Source organism: Pseudoclavibacter sp. VKM Ac-2888 (genome assembly GCF_015351285.1).
Classification (GTDB): Bacteria; Actinomycetota; Actinomycetes; order Actinomycetales; family Microbacteriaceae; genus Pseudoclavibacter.
In genome coordinates this window covers 1,532,821-1,559,703 of sequence record NZ_JADKSM010000001.1, presented here as the reverse complement: position 1 = coordinate 1,559,703, position 26,883 = coordinate 1,532,821, and the positions used below count along the sequence as shown (strand labels likewise).

The following is a 26,883-nucleotide window of genomic DNA, read 5'->3' as shown; positions in this document are numbered from 1 at the left end:
CAGATGCAGTGGCGCGTCGTCGTCGTCGACCTCGCCGTCGAGGTACGCCACAGGTAGCTCCACGACTCGTGCGACCTGGACTGCCCGGTTGTTCTAGCAGCGCCGACGTTCGCAATTTGCCACTAATGTTCGACTGCGTCGCGTCCAGTGCGCTTGTTCTGTGCCGCCGGTTCATGGGCCGGCCAAGAACTGGTTGACGCTTCAAGGTCGAACCGCCAGTCGATGAGACACACACTCGCGGGGCAATATCTGGGTGGGTAGCCAGTGATATCTGGAAGAGATGCGGCGCGTCAGATGTGAACGACATTCGCGGGAGGTTTACTGAGTGGGATTCCGTGATTTGCGGCCAGGACGGGTAACGCCCAAGCGCCTTGGTTCGGCTCAAGATTGCGGCGTGATCCCTCGGGAGCGGGGCAAAGCGAGATCCTGATTGTTTGGCCGCGGTCCCAGCCAGGATTTCGGAATCTTGCGGCGCAGCTCATTCGTGGGTTCTTCGATGAGTTTCCACGATCCCCATGCCAGGGCCAGTGTTATCAGCAGTGAAAGCACGGCGGTGCCCCACGGTCCCAGGCCTCCGAGTCCGAGCAGGATGACGAACTGTTGGACGGGGAACGCCCAGATGTAGAGGCCGTAGGAGACGTCGTTCTTGACACCGATCCTGACCGGGAGGCGTCCACCCGCCCAGAGCATGAGGAACGCGAAGGGGAGCTGTCCGACCCAGATGGCGAGATCGGATGCGAACAGCAGCACCATGAGGACGGCGGCGATTGCGGCGAAGGAATTGCGCAGTCGCAGCTTCGGCCCGAGGAAGTAGAGCAGCATGCCGGCTGCGAAGAACGCGCCGAACCGCAGCAGGTTCAGGAAGAGGTTGGTTGTGACCTCAAGGGGTCCGTGCGCGAGGATCTGCGCGGCAACGATGCCGACGAAGCCGATCGCGACGATGGGGAGCGCGTGTCGTCGCACCCACGCGAACGTGAGGAGCACCCCGGCTGCGATGTATGCCACGAACTCGAAGAAGAGGGTCCAGATCGATCCGTTCCACACATCCGGATACGGCGCGGTCGCGAGCGTCTCACCGACTCCGAACTGCGACACCGAGAGCAGGAAGTTGTTGCCGACGTAACTGAGCGCGCTCCCGAGCTGCCACTGCCCGCCACCTACGAAGGACGCGAGTGGCGCGACAACGAATGCGGTGAGGATGAGTACGGCCCAGTACGCGGGGAAGATGCGGAAGGCTCGGTGCACCATGTACTCGCGGAAGCCAAGACGCATCTTCGACCCCGCGATGAGATACCCGGAGATGGCGAAGAAGCCATTCACTGCCCAGGAGGCGAGGGGAATATCGGGCGCGTTTTCGTACCCGCCGATGATCCAGGTGTGCTCGAAAATCACCACGGCCGCGAGAACGAGGCGAACGAAGTTGAGCGCGTTCTCGCGCGTGGAGAGCGCATCGCGCAGTGTCGGAGTCACGGGACGATGCTAACAGCGCTTCACAACTTCGTGCGATAATAAGACAAATTGGTCGTGCGCTCCCGGTAATCGATGGGTTCCCGGTCTGAGCCGCAAACTACGGCTATGAGAAGGCGTACACCACAGGGAACCCGGGCCACATGTGGATCAGCGGATCCAATGCTGGATTGCCCAGCGGGGGTCATTCCTTGTCGTGCACCTACAAGATGGTTCCAAGCGGCAGCTGGATGAGCTGCGGGTCTCGGGGGCGCCTCCAACGCAACTTCAACGGCGGTGTTCGGTCCGGTGAAGGGGACGCAATGGACTGCGGGGACAACTGTCTACAAGGGGTCCGCTGCAAAAATCTCGGACTCAACAACGAAGTTCGTCCCCATGACACAAGGCTCTCCGCGAACCCTCACGTCAGTGATCGCCTCGAGTGGCGAACGACTATCGGCGACGATGACGTTCTGAATCCGGTTGGCGACTTCATCTTCAACCTCACCGAGGCAGGCTGGGCGGGGAAGCGGTGGAGATTGGTGTGTTGGTGCGGACCCGATCGTTCTTCACTTGGATGCCGTTTGAGGTGACGAGCCTCTGAAAACGTGACCCTGGACCGCACCGTCCGGGGGTCACATCTTCGGCCGCGCTGCGTGTGGACACCGGGCGCAAGCTCCTGGAGCAGTTCCGGATGCCCCAAGTCAGACCTCTTCCACCAGGTAGCCCGCGGCGAGGAGTCCAGAGCGCAGCTCCTCTCTGCTGGAAACCACCAGCCCGTCGGCACCGAGGCGGTGGCGTGCTCGCTTGAGATGGGTTCGAACAGTGCCGGGCCCCAAGGCGAGGAGCTCAGCGATCTGTTGTGTTGTTGGTGCCGCACGGCTTGCGAAGAGCGCGGCGATCTGCAGCTCGCGATCTGTGAGCCCTGGGCGAGGGAAGTCGTTGGAAGAACTCGGCGGGCTTGCGAGTGCGGCCCGGAGTGTCCCCAGGAATTGCTCCCAAGTCGTGGTCGTTCGTCGAGCCACGAAGGATGCGCCCTCGAGACGCAGCCGCGACTCGATAGTGGTGTCTTCGGAGTTCACCAACACTCCTACTCGGGTTCCCAGGCGGGTAATCGCTCGAACTTTCAGAACGGCAGGAACGTGATCGACTAACTCGGCGGAGAGCACGACCAGATCCGCGACCTCGGCGCGAGCCGCCGAGAAATTCACCCATGTCTTTGTTCGGACACCCACCTCCCAGCTGCTGTCGGATGCCTCAGGCGAGTGGCGCAACGCATCCCAAATAAAAATAGTCTCATCAATGACCTCAATCAGGGTCATTCGCAATACACTTCAGCATCGGTTCATTCATCCATTGAGATACCCGGGGGTTTGCGAAGATGCGGCGAGAGGGTCGAGTGGAAATCGAGGTCACTCCGCGCTGGCTTGTCTGCACTGACCAGCGACTCGAAGGTGAGTGCCTCGGGCAGGTGCTGAAACGGCGCATGCCTTTCTTGCGTGATCCACTGGTCGCAACCATGCCAGCTGTCGCCCTTGAAGGGCCTCCTGTCCAGTTTGCAGTTGTGAGTTCGAGTTTCACGACCCAGAATGCTCTCCCTCGATTCATCCGTGAACTCTCGTCCCGCGGGACCAGGGTTCTTCTCTCTACGAAAAACAGCACTTCAAGTGCCGCAGATGCCGCGGCTCTCGCAGGTGCCGCCGCCATCTATGACACCAACGGGGGAGTAGGTGAGTTCCTCGATGCAGTCAGGTCCACGTTGGCGAATCCCAGCCCGAGTCCGGAGCCGATCGGCTCCACGTGGGGTGGCTCGGTCCCGGCGCGGAGCCTTGCACTCACCGTCGCTGAGCAGCGCGTCGTCGACACGCTCTTCACCCCTGGCGCAAACACCGCGTCCACTGCGCTCACGCTGGGTCTCAGCGTGCAAACCGTGCGCAATCACTTGACGAACATACGAGGGAAGCTCACTGGCACCCCGACAAGCAATCTCACATCACTTCGTTTCGCACTTATCGATGCTGGCTTGATCGACCATTACCCTAGGTCTACTAGTAGGAGTGGGGTAATGCGCGATCTGACGTAGGTGCAGGTGGTTTTCTTCAGGTGAGAAGGTTCACCTAGCGAAGGAAGCCCATGTCTGAGAATCAGGGTCCAACATCACCATCTCGGCGAAAGGTGATTCAAGGTGTGGCGTGGTCGGCACCAATCATCGCGACTGCCGTGGCCGCACCATTGGCGGCCGCGTCTGAGCGCTGGAATGTGGCGGTCGGTCAAGGGTGCCTCATCGGAATCGTCGGCCTCGATTTGCTTCCTGGATTCCGCATTACGGAGACCACCAATACACTGCCGCCCGCAACCCTGACGTTCACGCAGTCAATTGTCTACTCCGGTTCTTACAACTTCGTCTTTTCGGCCGGCGAGGGTGTCCAGCGCACTGCAGCGCAAGCGATCGGGACGACAAACCTCGGCCTGTACTTCGTCGCCGGAATCGTGAGTTCTCTTAGCAGCAATGCAACCGCGACCGCTTTCAGCGGAAGCTTGGCGAGCTCCACCTACCAGGAGACCGGTCGAGGTTCCAATGGTCTCGGCGGAACCCGAGTGGACTTCACGATGACCCGGAGCCGCACCATCACCGTCACGAATCTGGGTGCAGGTGGATCTGCCGGTATCGGCTACCTGATCAGCGCCGGCGTCACGCTTCCAGGAGCGTCTGTCCGGAACGTACTCACCGCCAACCCTGGTTCTGGGGGTCTCATCACCACGGACAACTCCGCGACACTCGACTGGGATCTCCTCAGCCTCGGCTGCTGACCAGGTCTTCGGTCTCCGACGCCGCGGCTGATGCACGCAGGCCGCCCTCGGGCGGACGCGGGCGAGTCCAGCTCGGGTCGGCCCGGCTTGCCGCGTGCCGTCTCGAGCGAGGGGACGCGTGGGTCGGAGGCCTGACTGATGAAACATATGCACTGGTTTCCGCCGGGTTCTGGGGGAGAGTTGCTGCGCATTTTCGACCGGCACCACGACGGTAGGCATCAGGCTGTCGGAAGGCACTCCGGACGGAATGTTCTGGCGCACATCGGGCTGATTTGACCAGGCCCGGATCAGTCGAGCGACTCGGTGCCCGTTGTGGCCCAGCTCTTGCCGAGGACGGCGACCGCGTGAGTCCGGGCATAGCATGATCATCTCCGCGCTGGGGCTTCACGGCACGACAGTCAACCCACGCGGGGAGCAGGGGAGCACCTGAGGCATGGATACCTATGATCAGCGCGGCGCCCGAGGTGTCAGCCTGGCTGGCGATGCAGCCCTGGCCTGGTTCGCTCGCGGGCAGTGCGACGCCTTCCCACAAACTCTGCCGCTGCGCCTGCACGCCGACTACTCGCATGTGCACGGGTTCCTGATCACTCGTATCTGGCACACACCGGTCCGTCTCGACCTGGTCGCGGACCCGGTGCCCGATGACCGATTGACCGTGATCGTCCCGGTAAGCGGAGTGCGAGTGCTGACGACGCAGAAGGGCCGCTTCGAGATCGCGCCCGGCCAAGTCGTGCTCAGTCGGCGGAGGCAGATGCTCTCGTTGGAGACCAGCGCGCCCTCCTCAATGATCACGCTGGCCACGGATGCTGCGCGTCTGCCGGGGCTCAGGGGCATCGACGCGCTCATGGACACCACGCTGACGGCAGATTCTGGCCTCGTGTCCGTCCTGGTCTCTGCCGTGAACGCCACGCTCAGAGCGCCCCAGGAGACAGAAAGCAACGCATTCGCACCCTGGCGACGCAGCCTCGAGTACATGCTCACCGCTGTCATCGACTCCACGCTCGATGAGCGCAGCAACCCCCTCGATCAACCCACCACGAGCATCCTCGAGCGCGCCTTGCGAGCTATCGACGACCGAGCGCACGATCCTGCCTTCGGCGTTGCCGCCCTCTGCGAGGTCCTGCACGTCTCGTCCACCAGTCTGCACCGGGCGTTCAAGAACGTTGAGATGAGCCCAGGTGTGTATCTCCGAAACGTTCGGACAGGGCTCGCTGTCGATGTGCTCACCAGACAGGGCTCCCCGATTACCGAGTCGATGCTGCGCATGGTCGCGCCGGGTGTGGGCTTCGGAACGAGCCGATCACTGAGAAGAGCGCTGCAGGCCAACGAAGAGGGGCGACGGCTCATCAGCGGCACCGGCCAGCACTGCGAGGATGGGAAAGAAGCTCTCGAAGTGCATCCTGGTTCGAGCTGACGCGGTCGATCGCCGTGCAGCGTCGCCGACCGGCCATGCGACCTGCGATGTGAAGTGCATGCATACGCATTCAACGCGGTTGTAGCTTCAACAGGTCATAGACCCCCACCCTGCGCAGCGCGGGTGAGTGCGGATTCTGTCTCTGCCACGTCGTAGAGCACCCACTCCAGAACCCTGCTGCAGCGCCCTGTGGCCGTCACCGCAGCCTGAATCCGGAGCACCCATGTCATCCCGCACCCCCGAGCCCACATCTTCCGCTTCGACCAGCCGCCGCACCGTCCTCAGTGCCGCCGCGTGGAGCGTTCCCGTCATCGCCCTCGCAGTCGCCGCCCCAGCTCGTGCAGCGTCGACGCTCGCTCCCGTCCCGGGCATCAACGGATGGATCCAGTTCGGCTACCCCACCTCGAGCAGGGGGACCGCGCGGGTCACGCTGGACGCCCGAGGTCGGTACCCGGAGCGCGGCCTCTGGATCAACGACACCACCGCGGCGACGAAGGTCACGGACATGCACCTTGCCTTCCACTTCCCGAGCGCCGCCGGCGACCTGTCGTTCGCGGAGGAAGGAACCTCAGCCTGGTCGCCGCTCGTGAAGGTCGGGACGATTGCCATCGACGGCGTCCGATACAACAGCTACCGCTCCGACTACACCGCGAAGCTCCCGCTCTCGCCCGGCCGAACGCTCATCCCCAACGACTTCTCCTTCCGATCCACCAGGAACGTGGCCTGGAGTGGAGCCCGTCCCTACATCGACCGGTTCGTCACCATCGATGGCACTGCGCAGTCCTTCCGGCGCCAGGTTGGCGGCAACGGTGACGTGCTCGCCACGGCGCCCTACTCAGGGACGCGACAGACGCGTCTCTCGCAGGCCGAGGTGGCTCCTGCATCGGTCGATGGTGCCCTCGAGGATGCGGAGATCGCCAGCGTCGTCGCGTGATCTGAAGACGGCGGGGTTCGGTTCGGCGCAGGTGCGCGGGGCGGCTGGTTCGTCCCCGCGAACGGACGGGAACGAACCAGCGTCGAGCATCATCTCGCCCCAACGTGATGCTGCTCGAACTCGGGCCTACTCCCCAAAGCGCCCGAGAGGTCACCGCAACGCTGTCGCGTGTCGCAGGTGCGTGGCCATTGTGGCGTGGAGGCGACTGCAGCGCGGGGCCGGATCACATCCGATGTCGCATCGGCGATACGTCGCCGTTGGAAGCGGGTCTGGCTGTCACGCACCACAATGGGTGAATGTCGACGAAGCGCAAGCGCAGGCCCAAGAGGCGCACGGTCCAGGCACCGGCCGACCAGCCGACCTACCGCATGAGCGCCCGGCGCATGGTGGGCATCACCGGCTCCTTGGTGGCGCTGATGGTCCTTCTGCTCCTGGCCGCGGTCGCGAGCCTCCTGGCAAGTGACGGGTCCGGGTCGAGCACCGGCGAGATGTGGGGCGTGGTCGCACTCGTGGCGGCGTTCGGTCTCCCCGTTGCCGCCGCAGCGATTTTCGGGGGTCTGGCGATTTCGCCCTGGGGTTGGGTCCCTGGCACGATCTTCGGCGTCGGGTGGCTGGCGCTGCTGATCCACATCACGAACGATTCGTTCCATCTGCTCTCCGACGGTCAGGCTGTTGGGTCGCTGATCTATCGGGAGCTGGCATGGCAGGCGACGGGGATCGGCGGGTTGGTCGTCGGCGGCGCGCTGTATTTCGTCGCCGGCTGGGCGAGCGACGTCCCGATGTGGATCGGCGGGACAAGCGGAGGCATCTCGGTAGGCAGGCGTCGGAGCAAGAGGCATGGCGCACCTGCAGAGCCATTCGACGAGTCGTGAGGACTCGGAATGACGAGTCGATCGACACCGCTGCACTGGAGACCTCACCCATCGAATGGACCTTCCTGAAGTAGGGAACTGTTGCCGCCACCTTCAGGACGCTCGGGCTGATCCTCAGCCTCACGGACATGGCCCTCGCAGACTGCGTTTCGCGTGGTTGTCAAGGGGTTGGGTGGATATATATAGCTAGCTAAACTAGCTATATGACTTCGGAGACAATCGATCGCACGGCAGCGGTGGCACCGACCCCTCCTGCTTCTGAGGACTACTGGGCGTCGTACGAGCGCCGTGTGATGCCGCGTGAGCTCTTGGCTCTCGGTGCAGTAGGCATCACCATGAGCATCGGTATCGCCGTTGCTATCGCTGCATTCTTCTGACATCCAGCAGCAGCTCGAAACAAGAGTGCTCAGGAACCACCCACAAACGCGAGGCGGCGCTCGCCCGAGACCGTGACGACACAGCCGTTCTTCGCGATGACACACCGGCCACATTCGGGGTGAGTACGGACGTCGAGCTGTTTCCATGCCGCGGAAATATATGGTTTGGCCCAGCAAGTCCCGACTACCGGCGCGGGATCTTCACGGCGTCGTGGGCACGGAGGCTTCTCAGAATGAATGCGGAACTCGACATTGCTCTGTCTGGCGATCGTGCGGGCGAGTGGCTGGAAGCTCATGGCGTGCAGCCGATAGCACTCGGCGAGGACTTCCGGCTCTTCGCGGATCTCATCTCCAGTCCCAGCATCAGCGTCACCCGCATCTGGCACACGCCCATGGAAGTCCGGGTCCGCCCGACGCACGAGACCGGCCTTGATCGCGTCTATCTGAGCTTCATGATGCGCGGAACCCTCAGCGTCATCGAAGAAGAAGCAGCAGAGTCGCCGCAGACTGGAACACCTCCGATCTTCGTCCACGACACGGCGCTTCCCGCCGGGATCCGCACCGAAGAGGAATCGAGCAGGTTCGTCTTCGGTATCCGGCGATCAAAGATCGAGGCTGTTCTGGGGGCGGATATCTCCGACGGCCGCCCGCGTATCCCGGACGCGAGCCTGCGACGCGTTGCTCTCGCCGCCGCTGCAGCTTCCTTCGATGGCCAGCTCGAGGAAGACACGCTTCCCTTCCTGGCCTGGCGAAACGCGATCGAGACGCTGGTTATCGCCGCTCTTCGGTCGACGATGCAAGCTGCCGGCCCATCGGGGGCGCTCCTGCAGCGTGCACAGCAGCTCATTCTGGACCACGCGAGCGAACCCGATTTCTCGGTCGCCGAGCTCGCCAGCCGGGTGGGAATCTCCACTTCGCACCTGCACCGCGTCTTTCGCACCATCGACACGACTCCGGCGACGGCCCTCCGCGAAAGACGCCTCAGCCTTGCTCGCGACCTCATGACTGCTCAAGCAACCCCTCAGGATCTGAAGGCGATCGCACTTCAGGCTGGCTTCAGAAGCCTGCGCATGCTCCAGTACGCGAGGCGTATGTACGCACACGAGAATGCCGTTGCTGGCCGGTAGCAGTGCTCTTGCTCCCCGTTCGCGCCGTTCGGGTCCGGTCCACTGCTCGGTCAGAGGAGCGCGGAGAGGCGCTTCTTGCGGCGGTTCTGACTGACGATCCAAGCGATATCTCGATCCGCGGGGTCGAGTGCGAGGAACGCCGTCAATCCCGTGGTGGGGCTCGCTGCGACGGCGATGCTCCAGCAGTATCCGAGTGCCTGACGCAAGGTTCGCGCGTCTGCGTTCCTCCTCCGAGCCCCTGACAACGCCGCGTACTGCTCGGTGACGTGTTCGCAGGCCGTGAGCGCCGCATCGGCGACCTGCGGATTCTTGAGGAGGCGGGGCTCGCAGATAGCGGCGATGGCGGCTCGCTGCCTGAGTGGGTGGGGGTCGTCGGCCCAGTCCTGCACGATGCGCACGAGGGTTTCCGGATGCTCGTCTCCAAGCAGTTGGAGTCCGATCGCCACGCCTTCTCTCACCCTCCACCGTTCGTCCGTCGCCAGTGTCCGGGCGCGAGCTTCGAATTCCGGTTCGCTGGAGCCGTAGGAGAGGGCGGCCGCCGCACACATCGCCGTGTATTCACTCCCATCCCTCAACAGGAGCTCGATGGTGAGGGCGTCAGCCGTGCTGGCGACCGCAGAGGCGAGTGAGAGGTTGGCCCGAGGCCCCGGAAGCCCGGAGTTTTCCTCAAGGAACGCAGGCCAGTCTTCCCGCGCGAGTGGGCGAAGCTGGGAGGTCCATGTCGGTGCGGCCATGGTCTGACCCTACGAGGCGAGAGAGCCATTGCCCCACGCGAGCAGGGGTTAGAAAAGCGACCGATGAGATGGGGAACCCTCATCTCATCGGCCAGGGGGCGGGGAAGCTCGATTCGACCCTTCTCGGGGTCGGTCGGGTGCAGCCGCCAGGGAACGGATCAGGCGTCGACGACGATGGCCGTGACGATCGGCTCTCGGCGATGGCGGCGCAGGAGCCACTGGGAGACCGCCCGCGTGATCAGCTTCTCGAGCCCTTCCGGGGTCAAGCGAGCGCCGTTGGAGCGGGCCTTCGTGATCGCCGCGGAGATGGTGTTCCGGGCGTTGCTCTGCCAGCCGGGCTCTTCCACGAAGCCCTTGGCGAAGAACTCGAGCTCTTCGACGAGTTCCTGCGTGCGCTCGTCGTAGATCGCGAGAATCGTGAGCGCGCCTTCTTCCGCGAGTACCCGTCGATCATCGAGAGCGGCGTCGGTCGCGACGCCCATAGTGGTGCCGTCGACGAAGATGTGGGGTGCCGGGATCCGGCCGCTGACGCTCGTCACGCCGCGTCGGAGATCGACGGAAACCCCATCCTCGATGATGTGGACGCGGTCCCGCGGGATCCCGGTCCGAACGGCGATCTCAGCGTTGGCCGTGAGGTGACGCCACTCGCCGTGCACGGGCAGGACCGCGGTTGGCGAGAGGATGTTGTAGCAGTAGGCGAGCTCGCCGGCGCTGGCGTGTCCGGAGACGTGCACCTTCGCATTGCCTTTGTGCACGACCGTCGCGCCCCACCGGATGAGCGCGTTGATGACGCCGTAGATGGCGTTCTCGTTGCCCGGGATCAGCGAGCTCGCGAGCAGAATCGTGTCGCCTTCACCGACCGTGATGATGTGCTCGCGGCGCGCCATGCGCGAGAGCGCCGCCATGGGCTCACCCTGCGAACCAGTGCACACGAGGACGGCTTGCTGGGCGGGTAGCTTCTCCAGGCGCTTGAGGTCCACGATGATGCCCGCCGGCACCTTGAGGTACCCGAGACGCCCCGCGATCTCCATGTTGCGCACCATGGAACGCCCAACGAACGCGACCTTGCGGCCGTGCCGTTCCGCGGCATCCAGAATCTGCTGAATGCGATGGATGTGGCTCGCGAAACTCGAGACGACGATGCGCTTCGGCGCGTTCCGGAACACCTCGTCGATGGCGGGCGCGAGGTCCCTCTCGGACGTCGTGAAGCCCGGAACGTCAGCGTTCGTGGAGTCGACGAGGAACAGGTCGACCCCCTCATCAGCGAGGCGGGCGAATCCACCGAGGTCAGTGAGCCGGTTGTCGAGCGGGAACTGGTCCATCTTGAAGTCACCAGTGTGGAGGACGAGGCCCGCTTCCGTGCGGACCGCGACGGCGAGACCATCCGGAATGGAGTGGTTCACGGCGAAGAACTCCAGATCGAATGGCCCCATCTTGACCCGGTCGTTGGCCTCGACCTGGGACGTCGGGGGCTTGATGCCGTGCTCGGCCAGCTTTGCGGTGATGAGCGCCAACGTGAGCTGCGATCCCACGATCGGGATGTCCGCGCGCTCCTTCAGCAGATACGGGACACCGCCGATGTGGTCCTCGTGGCCGTGCGTGAGCACGATCGCCACAACATCGCTCAGGCGATCTCGGATCGCGGCGAAGTCAGGGAGGATGACGTCGATGCCCGGCTGATTCTCCTCGGGGAACAGCACACCGCAGTCGATGATGAGGAGCTTGCCGCGGTATTCGAAGACCGTCATGTTCCGGCCGATCTCCCCGAGGCCTCCGAGTGGAGTGATACGCATCGCATCACCGGGGAGGCGCTTCGGTGCTGAGAGTTCGAGGTTGTGCTTCGAAGTGTTCTTCATGGGTACTTTCTACAGAGTCTGGGCGGGCGGTGACCCGGTGTGGGGCCGCACGCAAGGTGTGGGTCGAGCGAAGTCGGTTGCCGGCGAGCCGCGAGCTACGACCAACACCAGGCACGTTCGACCAGGAGGAGGACATTGGCACTCCGGCCGCTTCGTTGCTGGCGAAGATAGCTCTGCGGCTGGCTTGAACGCCGTTCGATTTCCGTGCTCACCGCGGGGAATCGCCGTGGCACAGCTGGGCGGCTGAACCGTTGCTCGCCCCTACAGCCTAGGCGCGCCTGCTGAGTCCGCGGGTCATGAGTGCTGCACCTGGACGCAGCGATCTGCGCCCCGAAAGCCGTGCGCCTGTCTGGCGGCGGCAGTACAGGTGAAGCGACTGAGCGCGCCTGGCAGCGGGGAGAGGCGGCGTCAGAGCTCGCAACATCGGTTTCCCGAGAATCTCTGGTCGCGCGGATCGACGTCGACGACCAACCTCAGGCCGCCAGTTCGTGCTTGCTCAACTCGGTAATCTCGGATCACTTCTTGCGTTTTCGGACCATTTGCGCACGTTTCGGTCACGCAGGTCGAATCCGGGATCTCAGTTGGCCGCGATCGCTGGCACCGCCGTTAGGTTCGCTCGAGAAGACAGCGGGTTTCCCGAGACACGGGGGTAGAGATTTCGCTGGAGGGGTTAGGAAGAATACACATGCAGAACTCGTCTCAAAAAACCGGTGACAGGCTCATCGGCCGTCGAAACGTCGTGCAGGGGGCGGCGTGGGCGGCGCCAGTCGTGGCCTTCGCGGTCACTGCCCCACAGGCGGTGGCTTCACCCTGCGATCCGATCGATGCAACGCTCACCGCGACGTGGGCGCAGCTGCAGCCCGAGGTGCCATTCTTCACGGAAACGCTCTCAGGAGCACCGTGGGGCACGCGGACCAACGATTCCCAGACGTACGGCACCGTGTATACATCGGTTAACTTCTCGAATACTGGCGTCGATGCCGTTCCAGCGGGTGGACTTGTCGTCTTCGTGGGGCTTACCTCAAACCCGGGGACTCGGAATGCGGATGCTACGCCCTTCTCAGGATTCGAGAGTTCCCCCTTCGTGAGCGACGACTGGGAGTACATGGACACCACGATCAGTGACGGCCCATCGGAGATGGGGGGATACCTCAGTCGATTCGACGTCAAGCAGTACCGATACAAGAAGCCCCTGGCCCCCGGCGCTACGACCTCGGGCATCCAAGCCTGGGCGATCCCGTCTTCGCCGCGGCCCAAGCGCGAGGATTACGGCTCCAACTGGACGGATTCGCCCCCAGCGATCGGCGCAAACTACGGTCAGGTCTTCGGTGCGGGCGGGAGCTACTTCACCTGCCGAGATGGGTCGTCGAGCCCTGTGAACGTCTCCAGCGAGGAAGTGCTCTCGGACAAGTGGGGGGTCTTCTACCCGCATGCCTGAGCACCGCGGAGTGCCGTGGAGTTTGTTGCCGTCGACTCGAGGGCATCGTGTGATCATGTCTTCGTGTTGAGATCAGTCTGACCACGACCTGCGAAGGCGAGCGAGCCTCGAGGAGCATTGCTGATGCTCCTCGAGGCTCGCTCGCCTTTGTCTCGTTCTCCGGCCTCGCACACCCCCACCGCGACGTGAACGAAGCAGGCTGTGGCCAAAAAGTCGCAACCCTGAGTCCGGGCCGTGCGCCGTCATTACGTTTGTGAGCTATCAGTAACTTCCCCGGGAAGTGCAACGTGAACCAAAGGAACATGAAACCGATGTCGCCAGTCGAACGCAGGACTTTGCAGACGGGAGCCGCGAGGACGTCGCCCGTCTTTGCCAGACCCGTCGCCGAACCGCTCTCAGCCGCGTCGATGAGAGTCGTCGACGGTGCGTCTGCGTCCAGCAACGGGCCACTCGGAGCGCCTGATGAGACCAATTCGGCTGAGTCGGGACGAACATGTGCCCTCGCGGACGACCACGCGAGTACCGCGAGCGGCATCGCAACGGGACTCACCTTCGACATCCCGGGCGCCGCATAGGAAGACTGGAGAAGCTGGCGGACCGACGCGATGATCGCCCCTGTCCCAGCGGGCGACGAGGGGTGTGCGGCTCGAGACTTCTTGGCTGAGGCCCGCACCTCGCCAAGCCACTCACCGCGACCAGCGTGGTGTCGAGCTCTCGCTCGTGTGCCCCACGGTTGTTCGGAGCGGCCCGCGCGGAACGCTCACGCACGTGACTGGTCCCCAGCGATCTGAGCAGGCTCATCGTCATGCTCACGTGGCCGCACAACTCGGTCGGATAACCACACGACAAGGGCTCGACTCTCGCACGTCGATGAGCGGGGCGGGCCATTTCACGTCGTGCCGCAGTCAGAGTACCGAACCCGGCAGCTGGTTCTGTGCTCCCTCAGGCATGACCGCAGTTCTCGTCGCTGAACGTGATCTGCAGGAGAAGCGATAGGGGTGACGCTGATATGAGTGAGCGCTCATATTTTTCAGAGATTCACGGCTGGCAAGCCTTGCCAGGGCTACGTGGGTACGAGAATACGTTCGTGGGAACACTGCCCGAAGATGCATTTGAATCTTCCGGAGTTTTTGTCCGCGAATACTACGAACCGGCCCACTCGGAGGTGCAGCTTCTCCGGTTCAACAATTTCCTCGTGACGAGGCTCCGAACGCGTCCCGTCGTTCTGGAATGGCCTCGCACACGTCTGCCCGCAAGACGGCGATTCGCATTCGTCCTCGTCAACCAAGGCGAAGTCGCGTTCGCTGGTGACAGCCTGAAGGGCACCCCAAGCGCCACAGGTGTTGGCATGGCGCTCCCGGGGCACGAGCCACTCACCATTGAGGTGGTCGGCGTCACGGAGATGATCCTCTTCACGTTCGACCAGGACGAGATCTCGCCGTTGCAGGCGAATCGGGTTCCCAATGTGACGGACGTTTCCAGTTCACCACTCTTCACGGCGACCTATCACTTCCTGAGCAGGCTCCTCAGCCAGTCTCCCGACGCCGACCAGATGACAGCGAACTCCATTCGCGAGCTGCTTCGCTCCTTCGCCCGCGCACTTGTTGTGGAGTCGACCCGAGAGAACATCGAGGAACCGGATGATCTCTTCGAGCGCGTCAAGGAGCTGGTAAGCTCTCGGTCCTCCAACCTCGACTTCGGACCCCCGGAAATCGCGAGGGAGCTTGGCGTCTCGACGAGGTCGCTTCAGCGAGCCGCGGAAAGGCACGGAGCGAGCGTCGCCAAGATGCTGAGGTCAGCGCGAGCAGACCGGGCTCGGCATCTGCTCCTCACTCGACCGCAACTCAACCTCGATGTGGTCAGCAAGATGAGCGGGTTCAACTCCGTCGGATCGATGCGTCGTGCCCTGCTCAGCACCCACGGGATGACTCCGAAGGATGTGCGAGCGCCTGATGTCAGCGCACCTTCAGCTGATCCGCCTTCGGACCCGCCTGCTGACTTCGTGCTCTGACCGCGGGGCGGCGTGAGGCCGCCGGCTCCCTGCTCCGCGTGGTGACGGAGCAGGGAGCCGGCGGAAGAGGCTACTCCCAGCTGATCGTGACGACACCCGGGAGGCCGTAACCGCCGCTTGCGGTTGCTGATCCGGAACTGATGGTTGAGGTGAGCACGGCCGCGCCAGTGGTGCCGCCAACGTAGTTCGAGCCTGCGCCGCCGCCGCCGCCGGTTCCGGCCGGCCCCTGCGGGGAACTGGAGCCGTAATAGATGGCTCCGCCGCCGCCGCCGAAGTAACCGCCACCACCCCCTCCGCCGGAGGCCCCGTCTCCGGTGCCGTAGGCGTCGCCGCCAGCGGAGCCGTTGCCGGGGTTCCCTGTGCCGAATCGGGTGGGGCTTCCGCCAGAGGGTGTCCCTCCCGCGCCACCGGCGGTGGCAGTGCCCGCACCGCCGCCTTCCGCCGCGGCCCCGCCTCCACGCGTTCCGCGTGTGCCGGCTGCAGGTGGATTTCCGCCACTGCCGCCAGCGCCAGCAACTGCCGTCTGCGCACCCGAGGCTATTTCGGAGCCGGCTCCACCACCACCGCCGGCGACGACCACGGGGCGCCCACTCAGCACGATCGCCGAGCTCCCGCCACCGTTTCCGCCATCGTTGTTCGGGTCTCCTGTGCGGGCTCCGCCGTAGGATCCGACGCTCCAGCCGTCAGTCCGGTTGCCCCTGAGGGTGCCCCGCCCTGCGCCCCCGCCTCCGGCGACAAGGGTGAGCGTTGTGGCGACACCACCGAGGTTCAGTGTCCCGGTGATGACTGCGCCTCCACCGCCGGACTTCGAGGTAGGCCCGCCAGCACCGCCTCGAATGGTGTACGTGACGTTGCGGGCACCCGCAGGAATGTTGACCGTGAGGCGGCCTGCAGACGCTGCCGTTGCGTTGACAGTCGCCGTTCCAGGGTTTCCGGACGCTGCGCTGATTGGGGCAGCGACTGCGCCCAGGATCACGGGTGCCGACCATGCGGCCCCTGCCAGGAGCCCGCGGCGATCAAGCCCCGCTTTCTCCGCATCCTTCTCGTTGTCCATTTCTTCAATCCTCCAGGGGTGCGCTGATGATCGTTAGATTCCGTGACGAATCACTCGAGGGCGATCACAAGGTCGTGACCAGAAACTTCTGGCTTTTCGGGGGTCATCTGGTTTGTCGGGGTCAAAGAGCGCGAGTTCACGTCGCGCGGTTCCGGAACGCGTGGTTTCGGCGTCATGCGTCGTCTGCTGAAAAGGGGTCACCAGTCGTCGCATGTCGACATCAAGCTAGGTCCTGCCCAGTAATCACGCCCTGGCTGTCGCCACATGGAACAGCATTGTCGTGATATGGCTCAAGGTCGGACATCGATCATTTTTTCGGAGCAGCAGAGCGCGTTCCGAGATGGAAGAGCATCGCAACTGAGCCGACCGAGGGATGGAGCGCGAGGGACGCCAGCAGGAATGAGAGCCCGCTTCGGAAATGTGCGGCGCGGTGACCCCAGATCACCGCGCCGCACGGTGGGGTGCCGTGCACGCCATCCCCCGATAGCTCAGTCATCAGCACCCACATCGCTCACTGTAAGAGCACAATTCGCCGACCGAAGGCCCTGACGGAATCTAGAGCGAAACTGTCGCATTTCGAGACGTGAAGGTACTGGGGTGCCGGAGACTCCACGGATCCTCGTCGGGCCGCTTGGTCCAGTCGGTCATGATGGTCACCACCAAGATCAACTCGTCATCCGTCGCGGAGTGTGGGTACACTTGCCCGTCTTCAGCCCCATTGAGCCCCCGGGGATATCTGCCACCGAGGTGCGCGCGTCAAACCCGCGGTCGAGATGACTGCGCGTCACGAGTAGTTTTCGCGACGCTCCGTATCCCGGTCACGCGCCCATTCCATCGGAGGAGCGGCAGCCCACGGTGCTCACCGGCGTCTGATTTCTCTTAGCGGATTCGGCCGATTGGCCCGACTCGAACGATCGGAGCAGCATTGGATTCCGCACATGTTGTGGGTCTCGAGAACGATGAGGCACTGCAGTGGCTGCAAGAGCAGGGGTGGGAAGTTCGAGTTGTCGGCACGAAGGTCCGTGTCCACGCGGACATCATCGGGACCCCAGCCTTCACTCTGGGACGCATCTGGCAAACCGCGACGGGAGTTGACCCGGGATCTGGCTCCTACAATCCGGATCTTGTTTATGTGAATTTCGTCCTGACGGGTCATCTCATGGTTCAGAGCGCTGGCGGGCCGATGAGGAAGGTCGCTGCACCGCACTTCTACACGCATTCAGCACGTCGGCCGGCGAGCGTCTCGTCGACGGAGCCTCATTCGTGCCTGTTCATCGCGATTCCCAGGGAGCGCCTCGCGGAACTTCCATGGGTCGAGAGTCAGGCGCCAGGCCCGTTCGTGACGGAAAATGCTTTCCGGAGAGTCTTCATCGCGGCGGCAAACGCTTCGCTGGACGCGAAGATTCAAGAGCGGCAGCATGGCTTCAGCTACTGGAGGCGTGGAGTCGAAGAGCTGCTGCTCGCTGCGCTCACGGAGACCAGAGTTCATGAGGATGTGAAAGTCAGTTCACCGCGAGACCAGCATCTTGCGCGTGCTCACCTGCTGATCGAGGAAAACTACCGGGATGCGGGCTTCTCGACCCAAGAGCTCGCGCGCGCTCTGAATATCTCCATCTCGCAGTTGCACCGCATATTCGCGGCCGAGGGGAAAACGGCAGGGGCAACTCTTCGAGCCAGGCGGGTGCATCGGGCCCGCACTCTTCTCGGTATGAGTGCGAACTCGAAATCCGAACTTCTCGGAATCGCACAGGAAAGTGGATTCCGATCCGTGCGAACCATGCGTCGACTCCTGAGAGAGGAAGATGCGGAGCGCTCGTCTGGTGACGCCTGATTCCAGAAAGGCGGACGACGGGCCAAAGGCCCGACGTCGGTTGCTCAGACCAGCTTCCTGATCTCGGTGACCGTCCGCAGCAGATGCGGCACGATGTCCTGGATCTTCTCCGGCGTCATCTCGTGCTCGAGGCCCGAGGTGCTGACGCCTCCGATGACGGAGCCATCCGCGGATCGGAGGGCTGCGCCGACGCATCGGATCCCGAGCTCGTTCTCCTGGTCGTCGATCGCCCATCCGCGCTCGGAGACGACGCGAAGCTGCGCCTGGAGCTCCCGCTTCGACACGATGGAGTGGACCGTCCGTCTCGTGAGCTCAGCTGACATCAGCAGTTCGGAACTCAGCTCGGGGGAGAGGGCGGCGAGGATCGATTTGCCGATGGCTGTGGACCACAGCGGGATGGTGTCTCCGACGCGTGAGCGCATCTGGTAAGCAGCCGGTCCGTCGATCTTGGCGACGTACATGAGCGTCGTCTGCCGGAACCGCGCCATGTGCACCGTGCAGCCCACCTCGTCGCGAAGTCGCTGGAGCAGCGGGAGGGCTTTCTGCGTCGCGCGTTCGTCGCGCTGCACGCTCGCAGCGAAGAGGTGCGTGCGGGCTCCCGGGCGGTAGGTGCGGTCTGCGCCGTGCTCGATCCAGTCATGCTCGACGAGGTCGCTGAGCACTCGGTGCACGGTGCTGACGGAGAGACCTGTCGCGGTCGCGAGGTCGGAGATGCGATGGTGCTCGGAGACGGCCTCCATGAGCGTGAGGCCCTTCATCAGGGCAGAGAGCGGGGGCTCCGAGTTCTCGGGCGATGGTGTCATGTCCTCATCCAATCGCGGCCGCTTGAGATTCCGCACTCCATCGAGTGGGCGACGGCGGCCGGGACGCGCTGTCGATTCGACTCTTCCTTGAGTCAGGTCAGTAGTTCGCACCCTAGCCTAGTTTCCGCTCTACAGAAAGTGCTTTCCATAGAGCCGAAAACTTGTAGTATCGCCACCATCGACGCAGAGAGGCGTCGGCTCCCCGGGTCGGGGGATTGACATCAAGGAGGATGTAATGACTACGAGAAGGCACAACGCAAAGGTGGCGCTCGCGCTGGCCGTCGGCGTCACCGTTGGCCTCACGGGGTGCGCCCCCGGAGAGGTCGTCAGCGGCGACGGCGGTGCAAGCGGGCCGTTGGAAGTCCAGGAGATCAACCCGGCGGACTTCGCCGGCGAGTCGCTGAGCTACGTCTACTTCACCGACGGTCCCGACGAGGCGGCAACACGCGACCTCATCGCATCGTTCGAGGAAGAGTACGACGTCACCGTGAACCTCGAGATCCTCCCGTACGCGGACCTCGTCACGTCCGTGCAGGCGCGGCTCTCGGGAGGCAACGCGCCCGACGTCGTGCGCCTCACGGGCCTCGGCGACTTCCAGAACGACCTCCTCGATCTGCGCACGTACCTCGGTGAGGACTACGCCTCCGAGTTCGTCGACGGCCCGGTCTCCGGTGCCACGACCGACGACGGGCAGCTCATCGCGGTCCCATCCGACCTCACCCTCAACGGTCCGTTCATCAACACCGACCTCTTCGAGCAGGCCGGCGTCCCGCTCCCTGATTCGAACGATCCATGGACCTGGGACGAGATGATCGACGCGGCCACGAAGGTCCAGACGGCGACGGGCACCGAGTACGCGTTCGCCATGGACAAGTCGGGGCACCGACTCTCCACTGTGCTCAGCCAGTACGGCACCGCACTCGTCGGCGACGGCGAGGTCGTCCTCGACGAGGCGAAGGCCGAAGCCGCCTTGCAGCCGCTCGTCGACATGATGGCCGACGGCCGCATGCCCCGCGACTTCTGGCTCGGCTCAGGCACTCGATATGAGGGTGCGAACGAGATCTTCCTCGCGCAGGACACCCCCGTCTACCTGTCCGGCAACTGGCAGGTCGGCCAGTTCGCCGCCAACGCGGACTTCAACTGGGCAGCAGCCCCCAATCCCTGCGCTGAAGAGTGCGGCGGATTCCCCGGCGGCAAGTACATGGCTGCGCTGAAGGAAGGCCCCAACCCCGCGCTCGCCGCGTTCTTCGTCCAGTACATGAACACCGCGGAGTCGCAGGAGAAGTTCGTCGCAGCAGGCGGGTTCCTCCCCACCCGCGCGGACCTCACGGAGCAGGGCGTCACCTACCCGGACCGTCAGGCCGACATGGACACGTTCCAGGCTGACCTCGCCCGCACTCCGGACCTCGGCTACGCCGCGAACGGCGACGTCGCCTTCAACGGCAGCGCCCTCGAGCTCGTCGACCAGCTCTCCCGAGTCGTCGCCGGCGAGAAGGATCTCAAGACCGCGGTCGCAGACGTCAAGTCCAACGCGCAGTCGCTCGTGGAGGAGCTGCACAAATGACGTCAGAGCGCACGGTCGCTCGGCGGAAGGTGATCGGGGGCAAGTCTCGGAAGCCCTTCAGCCTCCGCTCGGCGCCGTACCTGTTCCTCCTGCCCAACATGGCGATCTTCGGGCTGTTCACGATCTGGCCCGCCATCAACGGCTTCAACATCTCGATGTACTCGTCGTCGAACGGACGCACCTTCGCGTGGGAGGGGCTCGGCAACTACCAGACGATCCTCTCCGACACGGAGTTCTGGGGGATCGTCTGGCAGACCGTGGTCTACGCGGTGGCCTTCGTGCTCCTCTCCGTCGTCCTCGGCACGCTGCTCGCCGTCCTCGTCGAGCAGCAGCGGAGGGGGCGCTCCTTCTTCCGGGCGGTCTTCTTCATCCCGGTCCTCATCTCACCTGTGGTCGCGGGCCTCGTGTGGAACTGGATGCTGGAGCGTCAGGGGGGAATCGTCAACGCGTTCCTCGGCCTCTTCGGCGTCGCCCCGGTCCCGTGGCTCGTCGAGGGCCCGCTTGCCATGCTCTCGGTGATCGTCGTGGGGACCTGGATGCAGGTGGGCTTCTACATGCTCATCCTGCTCGCAGGCCTCCAGAGCATCGACCCGTCGCTGTACGAGGCGGCGCAGCTCGATGGCGCCTCCAGATGGAAGCAGTTCACGAACGTCACGCTGCCCCTGCTGCAGCCGAGCATCCTGGTCGTCGTCGTGCTCGCCACGATCCACGGCTTCCAGGCGTTCGACTTCATCTACACCCTCACGGGCGGTGGACCGGTCGGCGCGACCACCCTCATCGTCCAGTACATCTACGAGAACGGCTTCGTGTCGCCGATCCGCTACGGGCTCGCCTCTGCGGGGAGCGTGCTGCTCTTTATCGTCATCTTCACGATCACCATCGTGAATTACCTGATCGGACGAAAGCGGGACGCGGTATGACCACCGAGACGGCAAGCAATTTCATCGCCACGCAGGAACCGCGCCGGAGCTGGACCTCCACTGGGTCGAAGAAAGTCACCTCGACGGACGCACTGCGCGTCGTCATCCTGGTCACGGCGACGCTCGTGGCGCTCATCCCGATCGTCTGGCTCGTCCTCGGCTCGTTCAAGTCGCCCGCCGAACTGGCGATGCGGCCACCCGCGCTGCTGCCAGAGACCTGGGGGTTCGGCAACTACACGGAAGCCCTCTCGCGGTTCAACTTCGCCGGGTACTTCCTGAACAGCGTCGTGGTCACGATCGGGGCGACCGTGCTCACGCTTTCGGTCAACTCGATGGCGGCGTACGCACTCGCGAAGTACAACTTCCGGGGGAAGAACTTCCTGTTCATCCTCACCCTGGCGACCATCATGATCCCGCTGCAGGTGATCCTGATCCCCGTCTACCAGGTCGTCGCATCCATGGGGCTCGTGAACACGCTCTGGGGCCTCATCATCCCGGCAGCAGCGACGCCGACGGGGGTGTTCATCCTCCGCCAGTACATGCTGTCGATCCCCGACGAGCTCATCGAGGCGGCGCGGATGGACGGCGCGGGCGAGTTCCGCATCTTCGCCACCATCGTGCTGCCGATGTGCCGGCCCGCGCTCGCGGTCGTCGCGATCCTGTCGGTCATGTGGAGGTGGAACGACTTCCTGTGGCCGCTCGTCGTGGCGCAGAGCGAATCGGTCTACACGCTGCCGGTGGCACTCGCCCGATTCACGGCAGAGGAGACGGTCCCGTTCAACCTCATCATCGCGATGAGCGTGGTCAGCATCGTCCCCGTCATCATCCTCTTCCTGTTCTTCCAGAAGCAGGTCACGACGGGTATCGCGAACACGGGCCTCAAGTAGCCCGTCACTCACCATCGATCTTGGACAAGGAAACACACGGAGCATGAGTTCTTCACTCACAGTCACCAACCGGACCGTTCACCTCGCCGACGCAGACGGCACGATCAGGGATTGGCTGGTCTCACCGGCCTGGGCAAGCAGCTGCGACGACCTCGACGCGTTTCTCTCCGAAGACGGGGAACCGTGGGGAGATGGCAGATGGGTGCTGACGAACGGACCAGACGTCGGCGAGCTGAAGCAGCGGCTGTACGCCGCGCACCAGCTCGACGATGCACAGGACCTCCCGGAGGTCATCGAGGGCGGCCCGGTCAGCTGGGCCGCCAACGGGCAGAGCTCGAGCGCCGAGTGGGCGCGCGTGCACACCCCGGCCGACGGCTTCGTCGACTGGTCGGCGTTCTGCTTCACCCCGGAGTACCGGGCGTCCCTCGCGGCCACGGCGGTGGAGGTCGACCAGAGCGAGTGGCGGACGATCGAGGTGCACACGACGGGCCCGTTCGTCCTCTGGGTGGGAGGCGAAGTCGTCCTGCGGGGCGATCAGGTCTCCTACATGGAGCCGCTCACCTCCTCGGTACGGGTGCGTCTGCCATCGGGGGTCACGCCGCTGCACCTGGCGACCTGGCAGGTCGCATTCCGGGAGTGCAGGCACATCGTGCGCGTCCGGGTCGAGGGGCTGCCGGTTCGCGTGGTCATCCCCTCGCCCGGTGCCGACGAGCACGCCGGCCGTCTCGCAGAGCAGGTGCTGAATCGGGTCGCGTCCACGAGCTGGGCACTGGAGGGGCCGGTCGCCGCCTTCTCCGCGCCGCGCGGTGTGCGGTTCCGCGTCCGAACGAGCGACCACGAGGACTGGCAGCTCGTGGAAGCGGACGAGCAGGGCAAGGTCCGCTTCCGCGTCGGCGGGGTCGCCGAGGAAGACGCCTTCGCGGAAGGCGACGCAGCCTCAGCAGGCGCCTCCATGCTGAGCACGGGGGAGAGCATCGTGCAGATCGGCCTCGATGACCCCCGGTGCCCGCAGCTTCGTCGCATCCGAGTCGCCGTCGTTCCGCCGGACAGCAGGGAACAACCCCACGGCGATCCTGCGCTGTGGCGTGACGAGGTGCTCCGCTTCGTAGCTGGCCTCGAGGACGACACCCCCACCGAGGCCGGGCTCGCCGGCCTCCTCGCTCGCCACGAGCTGCTCGGCGACGTGCGCGTCGAGCCTTCTGACCTCGCGTCTGCGCTGCACCGGGTCGAGACGCGCGGCGACTGCGCCGACTTCGAGGTGCTCTCGATGCTGCTCGCCTGGCACCGGGTGCCGAGCGATGCCTGGTCCGTCGGGCTGCGCGACCGAGTGCAGGGCGCCGTGACGGGCATGAAGTACTGGATCACCCAACCCGGCCTCGACGCCATGTGCTACTTCACGGAGAACCACCAGTTCGTCTGGCACGTCGCAGAGCTGCTCGCCGGGGAGACCTTCCCGGACGAGGTCTTCTCCGTCGACGGGCGAACGGGTGCCGAGCATGCGGACGAGGCGCGCATCCGCGCCGCCGGATGGCTCGACCGCAAGCTGTCCGGCGGGTTCAGCGAGTTCGACTCGAACGCGTACCTCGCCATCGACAGCTACGCCCTCTGCATGCTGATCGAGCTCGGGGTCGACGACCGTCTCACCGAGGCCTCGCGGGTGCTCCTCGACAAGGTGCTCTTCACACTCGCCTGCAACTCGTGGCGCGGCACGCACGGAGCGGCGCACGGGCGCTCGTACGTGCACACGCTGCGCAGCTCGCGCTTCGAGGAGACCTCGCCCATCCTGCGCCTGCTCGCCGGAGTCGGCAGCCTCAACGACGCCGTGCTGCCGGTGACCACGCTCGCGATCTCGCGGAAGTACGCCGTGCCGGCCATCATCCGCAAGCTCGCCGGGGAGCCGCCCCGCGATTGGTGGGGCACCCAGGTCTACCGCGGGAAGCTGGCGTTCGAACGGGACCTCCTCAGCAGGCCGTACCGCTCAGACCTCCGCGTCTGGAAGACCCCGGACGTGATGCTCTCGAGCGTGCAGGACTACCGAGCCGGGCTGCCCGGCCTCCAGGAGCACATCTGGGGAGCCACGCTCGCCCGCGAGTTCCAGATCTTCGTCACGCATCCCGCGAACGCGGATACGGGGTCGTCGGCGAGGCCCAACGCGTGGGCCGGCCACCGAGTCCTCCCGCGCGTGCATCAGCACCGGAACGTGGTCGTCCATCTCCAGCGATTCACGAGCAGCGACCCCATCACGAGAACGCACCTCTGGCTGCCGTCCGAGCAGGCGGACGAGCTCGTCGTCGGCGGCGAGTGGATCGCCGTCCGGCGCGGGGACGGATACGTCGCCATCGCGACTCCCGGCGGCGTGCGCCCCATCGCGACCGGTGAAACCGCTCAGCAGGAGTGGATACCGGCCGAACACGGCGCGGTCTGGGTCGCCGTCGCCGGACGGAAGGAGTCGGACGGCGACTTCCAGACGTGGGCCGCCGGCCTGCGATCCGCGACCCTCGACTGGAACCCGAGCGGCGCCGACGACCCCGGCGTCCGGTTCCAGCTGGGATCCGGACCGAAACTGGACGTGACCTTCTCGAGCGCGCTGCTCGTCGACGACGTGCCAGAGGGCTTCAGCGACGGCACCATCGTCGAGGAACAGCACCTCCAGAACCCGGCGACGAGCAGCGCGTTCGGTGACGCCGAGATCATCGCAGAATGGGACGGCGAGAGGCTCCAGCTGCCCGTCGAGCGCGTCCGTCAGGGACTCGCGCAGATCGGCGGTGACGCACATGGCCGGTGAGGACACCTCCTCGGCGGACCTCGCTCCGCCGCCGCTGCCGCCATTGGCGAAGGCCGCGGCCGGAACCGGATTCGCCGAGCTCGAGGGCGATCTCCTGCGCGGCACCCTCGCCATGGGCGTCGACAGATGGTTCTGGGGCGAGGGGGTCTGCCTCCTCGCGACGTGGCGCGCCGCCGAAGCTCGCGGGTCGACACCCCCGCAGCTCGTGCTCGACTACATGGGACGCCACGCGACGCGTCTCCCCGTGCTCGAGCACGTCAACAACATGGCACCGGCCGCCACGGCAGCCGAACTGCTGCGCGCATCCGGTGATCCAGGTGCTCGACGCCTCGTCGATGCCTGCCTGGCCTGGTACCAGGACGCACCGGAAGCGACCAGGGCCTCGAACGGCGCGCTCGAGCACTGGCCGGGCGGAGTCTGGGCTGACACCGTGTACATGGCTGGCGAGTTCCTCCTGCGAGCCGGGCGCGCGCTCGAACGCCCCGAGCTCACGCGGGAGGCGGTTCAGCAGTGGCTCGCCCATGCCGAGCAGCTGCAGGACACGAGCACGGGCCTCTTCGCCCACGGCACCAACCAGGGAACACGGATCGACTGCTTCTGGGGGCGCGCCAACGCGTGGATCGCGCTCGCGGGTGCGGACCTGCTGCACCTCGCAGGCGACGATCCGGCCATCGGCGAGGTCCGGGAACGACTCGCCGTGCAGCTCCAGACCCTCGCTGCGCTCCAACCGGACCATGGCGTCTGGGACGTCCTCGTGGACGGCCCCATCGAGACCAGAGGAATCCTCGAGACGTCCGCGGCGGCCGGGATCGGGGCCGCGCTGCTCCGTGGAAGCGCGCTCCTCGAGCAACAGCTGCCAGTCGCCGACCGGCCCCTGCGGCGAGCCGGCGAGCGCGCTGTCCTCGGTTCGCTGGCCTACGTCGACGACGGTCGACTCACCCGAGTGAGCGCTGGAACCGTGCTCCAGCTCATCCCCTTCGGCTACTCCGTGATCCGAGACGACCGCGTCCAGCCGTGGGGACAGGGCCTCGCCCTGGAGGCGATCGCCGCCTGGAACGAGACGACAGCACCATCATCATCAGCCCCCGAACCAGAGGAGCACTCATGACCATCACCAAGTACGCCCACAGCCCCAACGCCGTCGCAGCGATGAAGACCGACGAGCTGCGTTCCTCGTTCCTCATGGAGGAGCTGTTCGCCGCGGGTGAGGCGCGAAGCGTCTACCTGCACCACGATCGGATCCTCGCGTTCGGCGTCGTGCCGCTCGACGAACCACTCGAGCTGCCCACGCCCGACCAGGTGCGTGCCGAGTTCGTCCTGCAGCGCCGCGAGGCCGGTGTCATCAACGTCGGCGGACCGGGCACCGTGCACGTCGGCGGCGAGGCCCACGAGCTCGCGCACGTCGGCACGATGTATCTCGGACGCGGGGAACGCGAAGTGCGGTTCTCCTCGGCCGACCCAGCGAACCCGGCCGCGTTCTACGTGTTCACCGCGACCTCGCACCAGGACCTCCCGACGACCAAGATCACGCCGGACATGACCAACGTCGTCGAGCTCGGCGACCCCGAGAACGCCAACCGCCGCACACTGAACCAGTGCATCTACGAGGGCGGGACCCGCAGCTCGCAGATCGCGTTCGGGTTCACGCAGGTTCACTCGGGCAGCGCCTGGAACACCCTCCCAGCGCACACGCACGACCGACGAACGGAGTGCTACCTGTACTTCGATCTCGCGCCGGAGCACCGGGTCTTCCACGTCATGGGGGAGCCGCAGGAGACCAGGCACCTCGTCGTGTCGAACCGTCAGCTCGTGGTCTCGCCGAGCTGGTCGGTGCACTTCGGTGCGGGTACCGGCCCGTACACGTTCGTGTGGGCGACCGCGGGCGAGAACACCACCTACAACGACATGGACCCCGTCGACACCACGCTGGTGCGGTGAGCAGAGCGAGCCCTGCCGTCGGATGACGGCAGGGCTCGCTGCCCTGGTGAGACAGGATCGACGTGTCCCTCTCGCCTGATC

At 64.9% G+C, this 26,883-nt stretch carries 21 protein-coding genes; 15 read left to right on the top strand and 6 right to left on the bottom strand.

The annotated features are described in order from the left end of the window. Positions 1-381 precede the first annotated feature (381 nt). Positions 382-1,470 (bottom strand): acyltransferase family protein, encoded by a 1,089-nt coding sequence (locus ITJ61_RS07495; protein ID WP_104341364.1) that lies wholly within the window; start codon positions 1,468-1,470, stop codon positions 382-384. A 680-nt stretch (positions 1,471-2,150) separates the two neighbouring features. After that, entirely contained in the window at positions 2,151-2,768 is a 618-nt protein-coding gene (locus tag ITJ61_RS07490) for a helix-turn-helix transcriptional regulator (RefSeq protein WP_104341363.1), read from the bottom strand. An 811-nt stretch (positions 2,769-3,579) separates the two neighbouring features. On the opposite strand from ITJ61_RS07490, the gene ITJ61_RS07485 reads away from it, so the two are divergent. The 6 genes from ITJ61_RS07485 (at position 3,580) to ITJ61_RS07460 (ending at position 8,981) form a co-directional block, all read left to right on the top strand. Further along, positions 3,580-4,257, top strand: a complete 678-nt coding sequence (locus ITJ61_RS07485) for a hypothetical protein (RefSeq protein ID WP_104341362.1) — start codon at positions 3,580-3,582, stop codon at positions 4,255-4,257. Between the two features lie 433 nt (positions 4,258-4,690). Further along, a complete protein-coding gene (locus ITJ61_RS07480) occupies positions 4,691-5,671 on the top strand; it encodes an AraC family transcriptional regulator (protein ID WP_194685890.1) in 981 nt (326 codons plus the stop codon). A 223-nt stretch (positions 5,672-5,894) separates the two neighbouring features. Further along, on the top strand, positions 5,895-6,605 hold the full coding sequence (locus ITJ61_RS07475; RefSeq protein ID WP_194685889.1) for a hypothetical protein: 711 nt from the start codon (positions 5,895-5,897) through the stop codon (positions 6,603-6,605). Between the two features lie 296 nt (positions 6,606-6,901). Beyond that, positions 6,902-7,477 (top strand): hypothetical protein, encoded by a 576-nt coding sequence (locus tag ITJ61_RS07470; protein WP_194685888.1) that lies wholly within the window; start codon positions 6,902-6,904, stop codon positions 7,475-7,477. Positions 7,478-7,680: 203 nt separating this feature from the next. Beyond that, the gene (locus tag ITJ61_RS07465; protein ID WP_181059396.1) at positions 7,681-7,854 is read left to right on the top strand and encodes a hypothetical protein; all 174 of its coding nucleotides are present in this window, start codon (positions 7,681-7,683) and stop codon (positions 7,852-7,854) included. 233 nt (positions 7,855-8,087) lie between these two features. Further along, positions 8,088-8,981 carry an AraC family transcriptional regulator gene (locus tag ITJ61_RS07460; protein ID WP_194685887.1) on the top strand — a complete coding sequence of 298 codons (894 nt, stop codon included), beginning with the start codon at positions 8,088-8,090 and terminating at the stop codon, positions 8,979-8,981. 50 nt (positions 8,982-9,031) lie between these two features. Here ITJ61_RS07460 and ITJ61_RS20245 read toward each other — a convergent pair whose 3' ends face one another. Both ITJ61_RS20245 and ITJ61_RS07450 read right to left on the bottom strand, forming a co-directional pair. Next, a complete protein-coding gene (locus tag ITJ61_RS20245) occupies positions 9,032-9,715 on the bottom strand; it encodes a HEAT repeat domain-containing protein (RefSeq protein WP_104242418.1) in 684 nt (227 codons plus the stop codon). 158 nt (positions 9,716-9,873) lie between these two features. Then, positions 9,874-11,571 carry a ribonuclease J gene (locus ITJ61_RS07450; protein ID WP_104299384.1) on the bottom strand — a complete coding sequence of 566 codons (1,698 nt, stop codon included), beginning with the start codon at positions 11,569-11,571 and terminating at the stop codon, positions 9,874-9,876. Positions 11,572-12,256: 685 nt separating this feature from the next. Here ITJ61_RS07450 and ITJ61_RS07445 point away from each other — a divergent pair. Both ITJ61_RS07445 and ITJ61_RS07440 read left to right on the top strand, forming a co-directional pair. Then, entirely contained in the window at positions 12,257-13,009 is a 753-nt protein-coding gene (locus ITJ61_RS07445) for a hypothetical protein (protein ID WP_104242414.1), read from the top strand. Positions 13,010-14,018: 1,009 nt separating this feature from the next. After that, positions 14,019-15,020, top strand: a complete 1,002-nt coding sequence (locus ITJ61_RS07440; RefSeq protein WP_104242412.1) for a helix-turn-helix domain-containing protein — start codon at positions 14,019-14,021, stop codon at positions 15,018-15,020. 70 nt (positions 15,021-15,090) lie between these two features. On the opposite strand, the gene ITJ61_RS20045 is transcribed toward ITJ61_RS07440, so the two are convergent. Beyond that, positions 15,091-16,074, bottom strand: a complete 984-nt coding sequence (locus ITJ61_RS20045; protein ID WP_194685886.1) for a hypothetical protein — start codon at positions 16,072-16,074, stop codon at positions 15,091-15,093. Positions 16,075-16,999: 925 nt separating this feature from the next. Between ITJ61_RS20045 and ITJ61_RS07430 the strand changes: the two genes are divergently transcribed. After that, positions 17,000-17,905 (top strand): AraC family transcriptional regulator, encoded by a 906-nt coding sequence (locus ITJ61_RS07430; protein WP_146081039.1) that lies wholly within the window; start codon positions 17,000-17,002, stop codon positions 17,903-17,905. Between the two features lie 44 nt (positions 17,906-17,949). Here ITJ61_RS07430 and ITJ61_RS07425 read toward each other — a convergent pair whose 3' ends face one another. Continuing rightward, positions 17,950-18,708 (bottom strand): IclR family transcriptional regulator, encoded by a 759-nt coding sequence (locus ITJ61_RS07425; protein WP_104307113.1) that lies wholly within the window; start codon positions 18,706-18,708, stop codon positions 17,950-17,952. Between the two features lie 235 nt (positions 18,709-18,943). On the opposite strand from ITJ61_RS07425, the gene ITJ61_RS07420 reads away from it, so the two are divergent. Genes ITJ61_RS07420 through kduI form a run of 6 tightly spaced genes read left to right on the top strand, consistent with a single transcriptional unit; the run spans position 18,944 to position 26,802 of the window. After that, positions 18,944-20,272 carry an ABC transporter substrate-binding protein gene (locus ITJ61_RS07420; protein WP_104242405.1) on the top strand — a complete coding sequence of 443 codons (1,329 nt, stop codon included), beginning with the start codon at positions 18,944-18,946 and terminating at the stop codon, positions 20,270-20,272. After that, complete coding sequence (locus tag ITJ61_RS07415) at positions 20,269-21,192, top strand: carbohydrate ABC transporter permease (RefSeq protein WP_104242403.1); 924 nt, start codon at positions 20,269-20,271, stop codon at positions 21,190-21,192. The genes ITJ61_RS07420 and ITJ61_RS07415 overlap by 4 nt, the downstream gene beginning before the upstream one ends. Further along, the gene (locus tag ITJ61_RS07410; protein ID WP_104242401.1) at positions 21,189-22,079 is read left to right on the top strand and encodes a carbohydrate ABC transporter permease; all 891 of its coding nucleotides are present in this window, start codon (positions 21,189-21,191) and stop codon (positions 22,077-22,079) included. The genes ITJ61_RS07415 and ITJ61_RS07410 overlap by 4 nt, the downstream gene beginning before the upstream one ends. Before the next feature lie 43 nt (positions 22,080-22,122). Beyond that, a complete protein-coding gene (locus ITJ61_RS07405; RefSeq protein ID WP_194685885.1) occupies positions 22,123-24,864 on the top strand; it encodes a hypothetical protein in 2,742 nt (913 codons plus the stop codon). Then, a complete protein-coding gene (locus ITJ61_RS07400; RefSeq protein WP_194685884.1) occupies positions 24,854-25,972 on the top strand; it encodes a glycoside hydrolase family 88 protein in 1,119 nt (372 codons plus the stop codon). The genes ITJ61_RS07405 and ITJ61_RS07400 overlap by 11 nt, the downstream gene beginning before the upstream one ends. Continuing rightward, positions 25,969-26,802 (top strand): 5-dehydro-4-deoxy-D-glucuronate isomerase, encoded by an 834-nt coding sequence (kduI, locus tag ITJ61_RS07395; RefSeq protein ID WP_104242397.1) that lies wholly within the window; start codon positions 25,969-25,971, stop codon positions 26,800-26,802. The genes ITJ61_RS07400 and kduI overlap by 4 nt, the downstream gene beginning before the upstream one ends. The last annotated feature ends 81 nt before the right edge of the window (positions 26,803-26,883 follow it).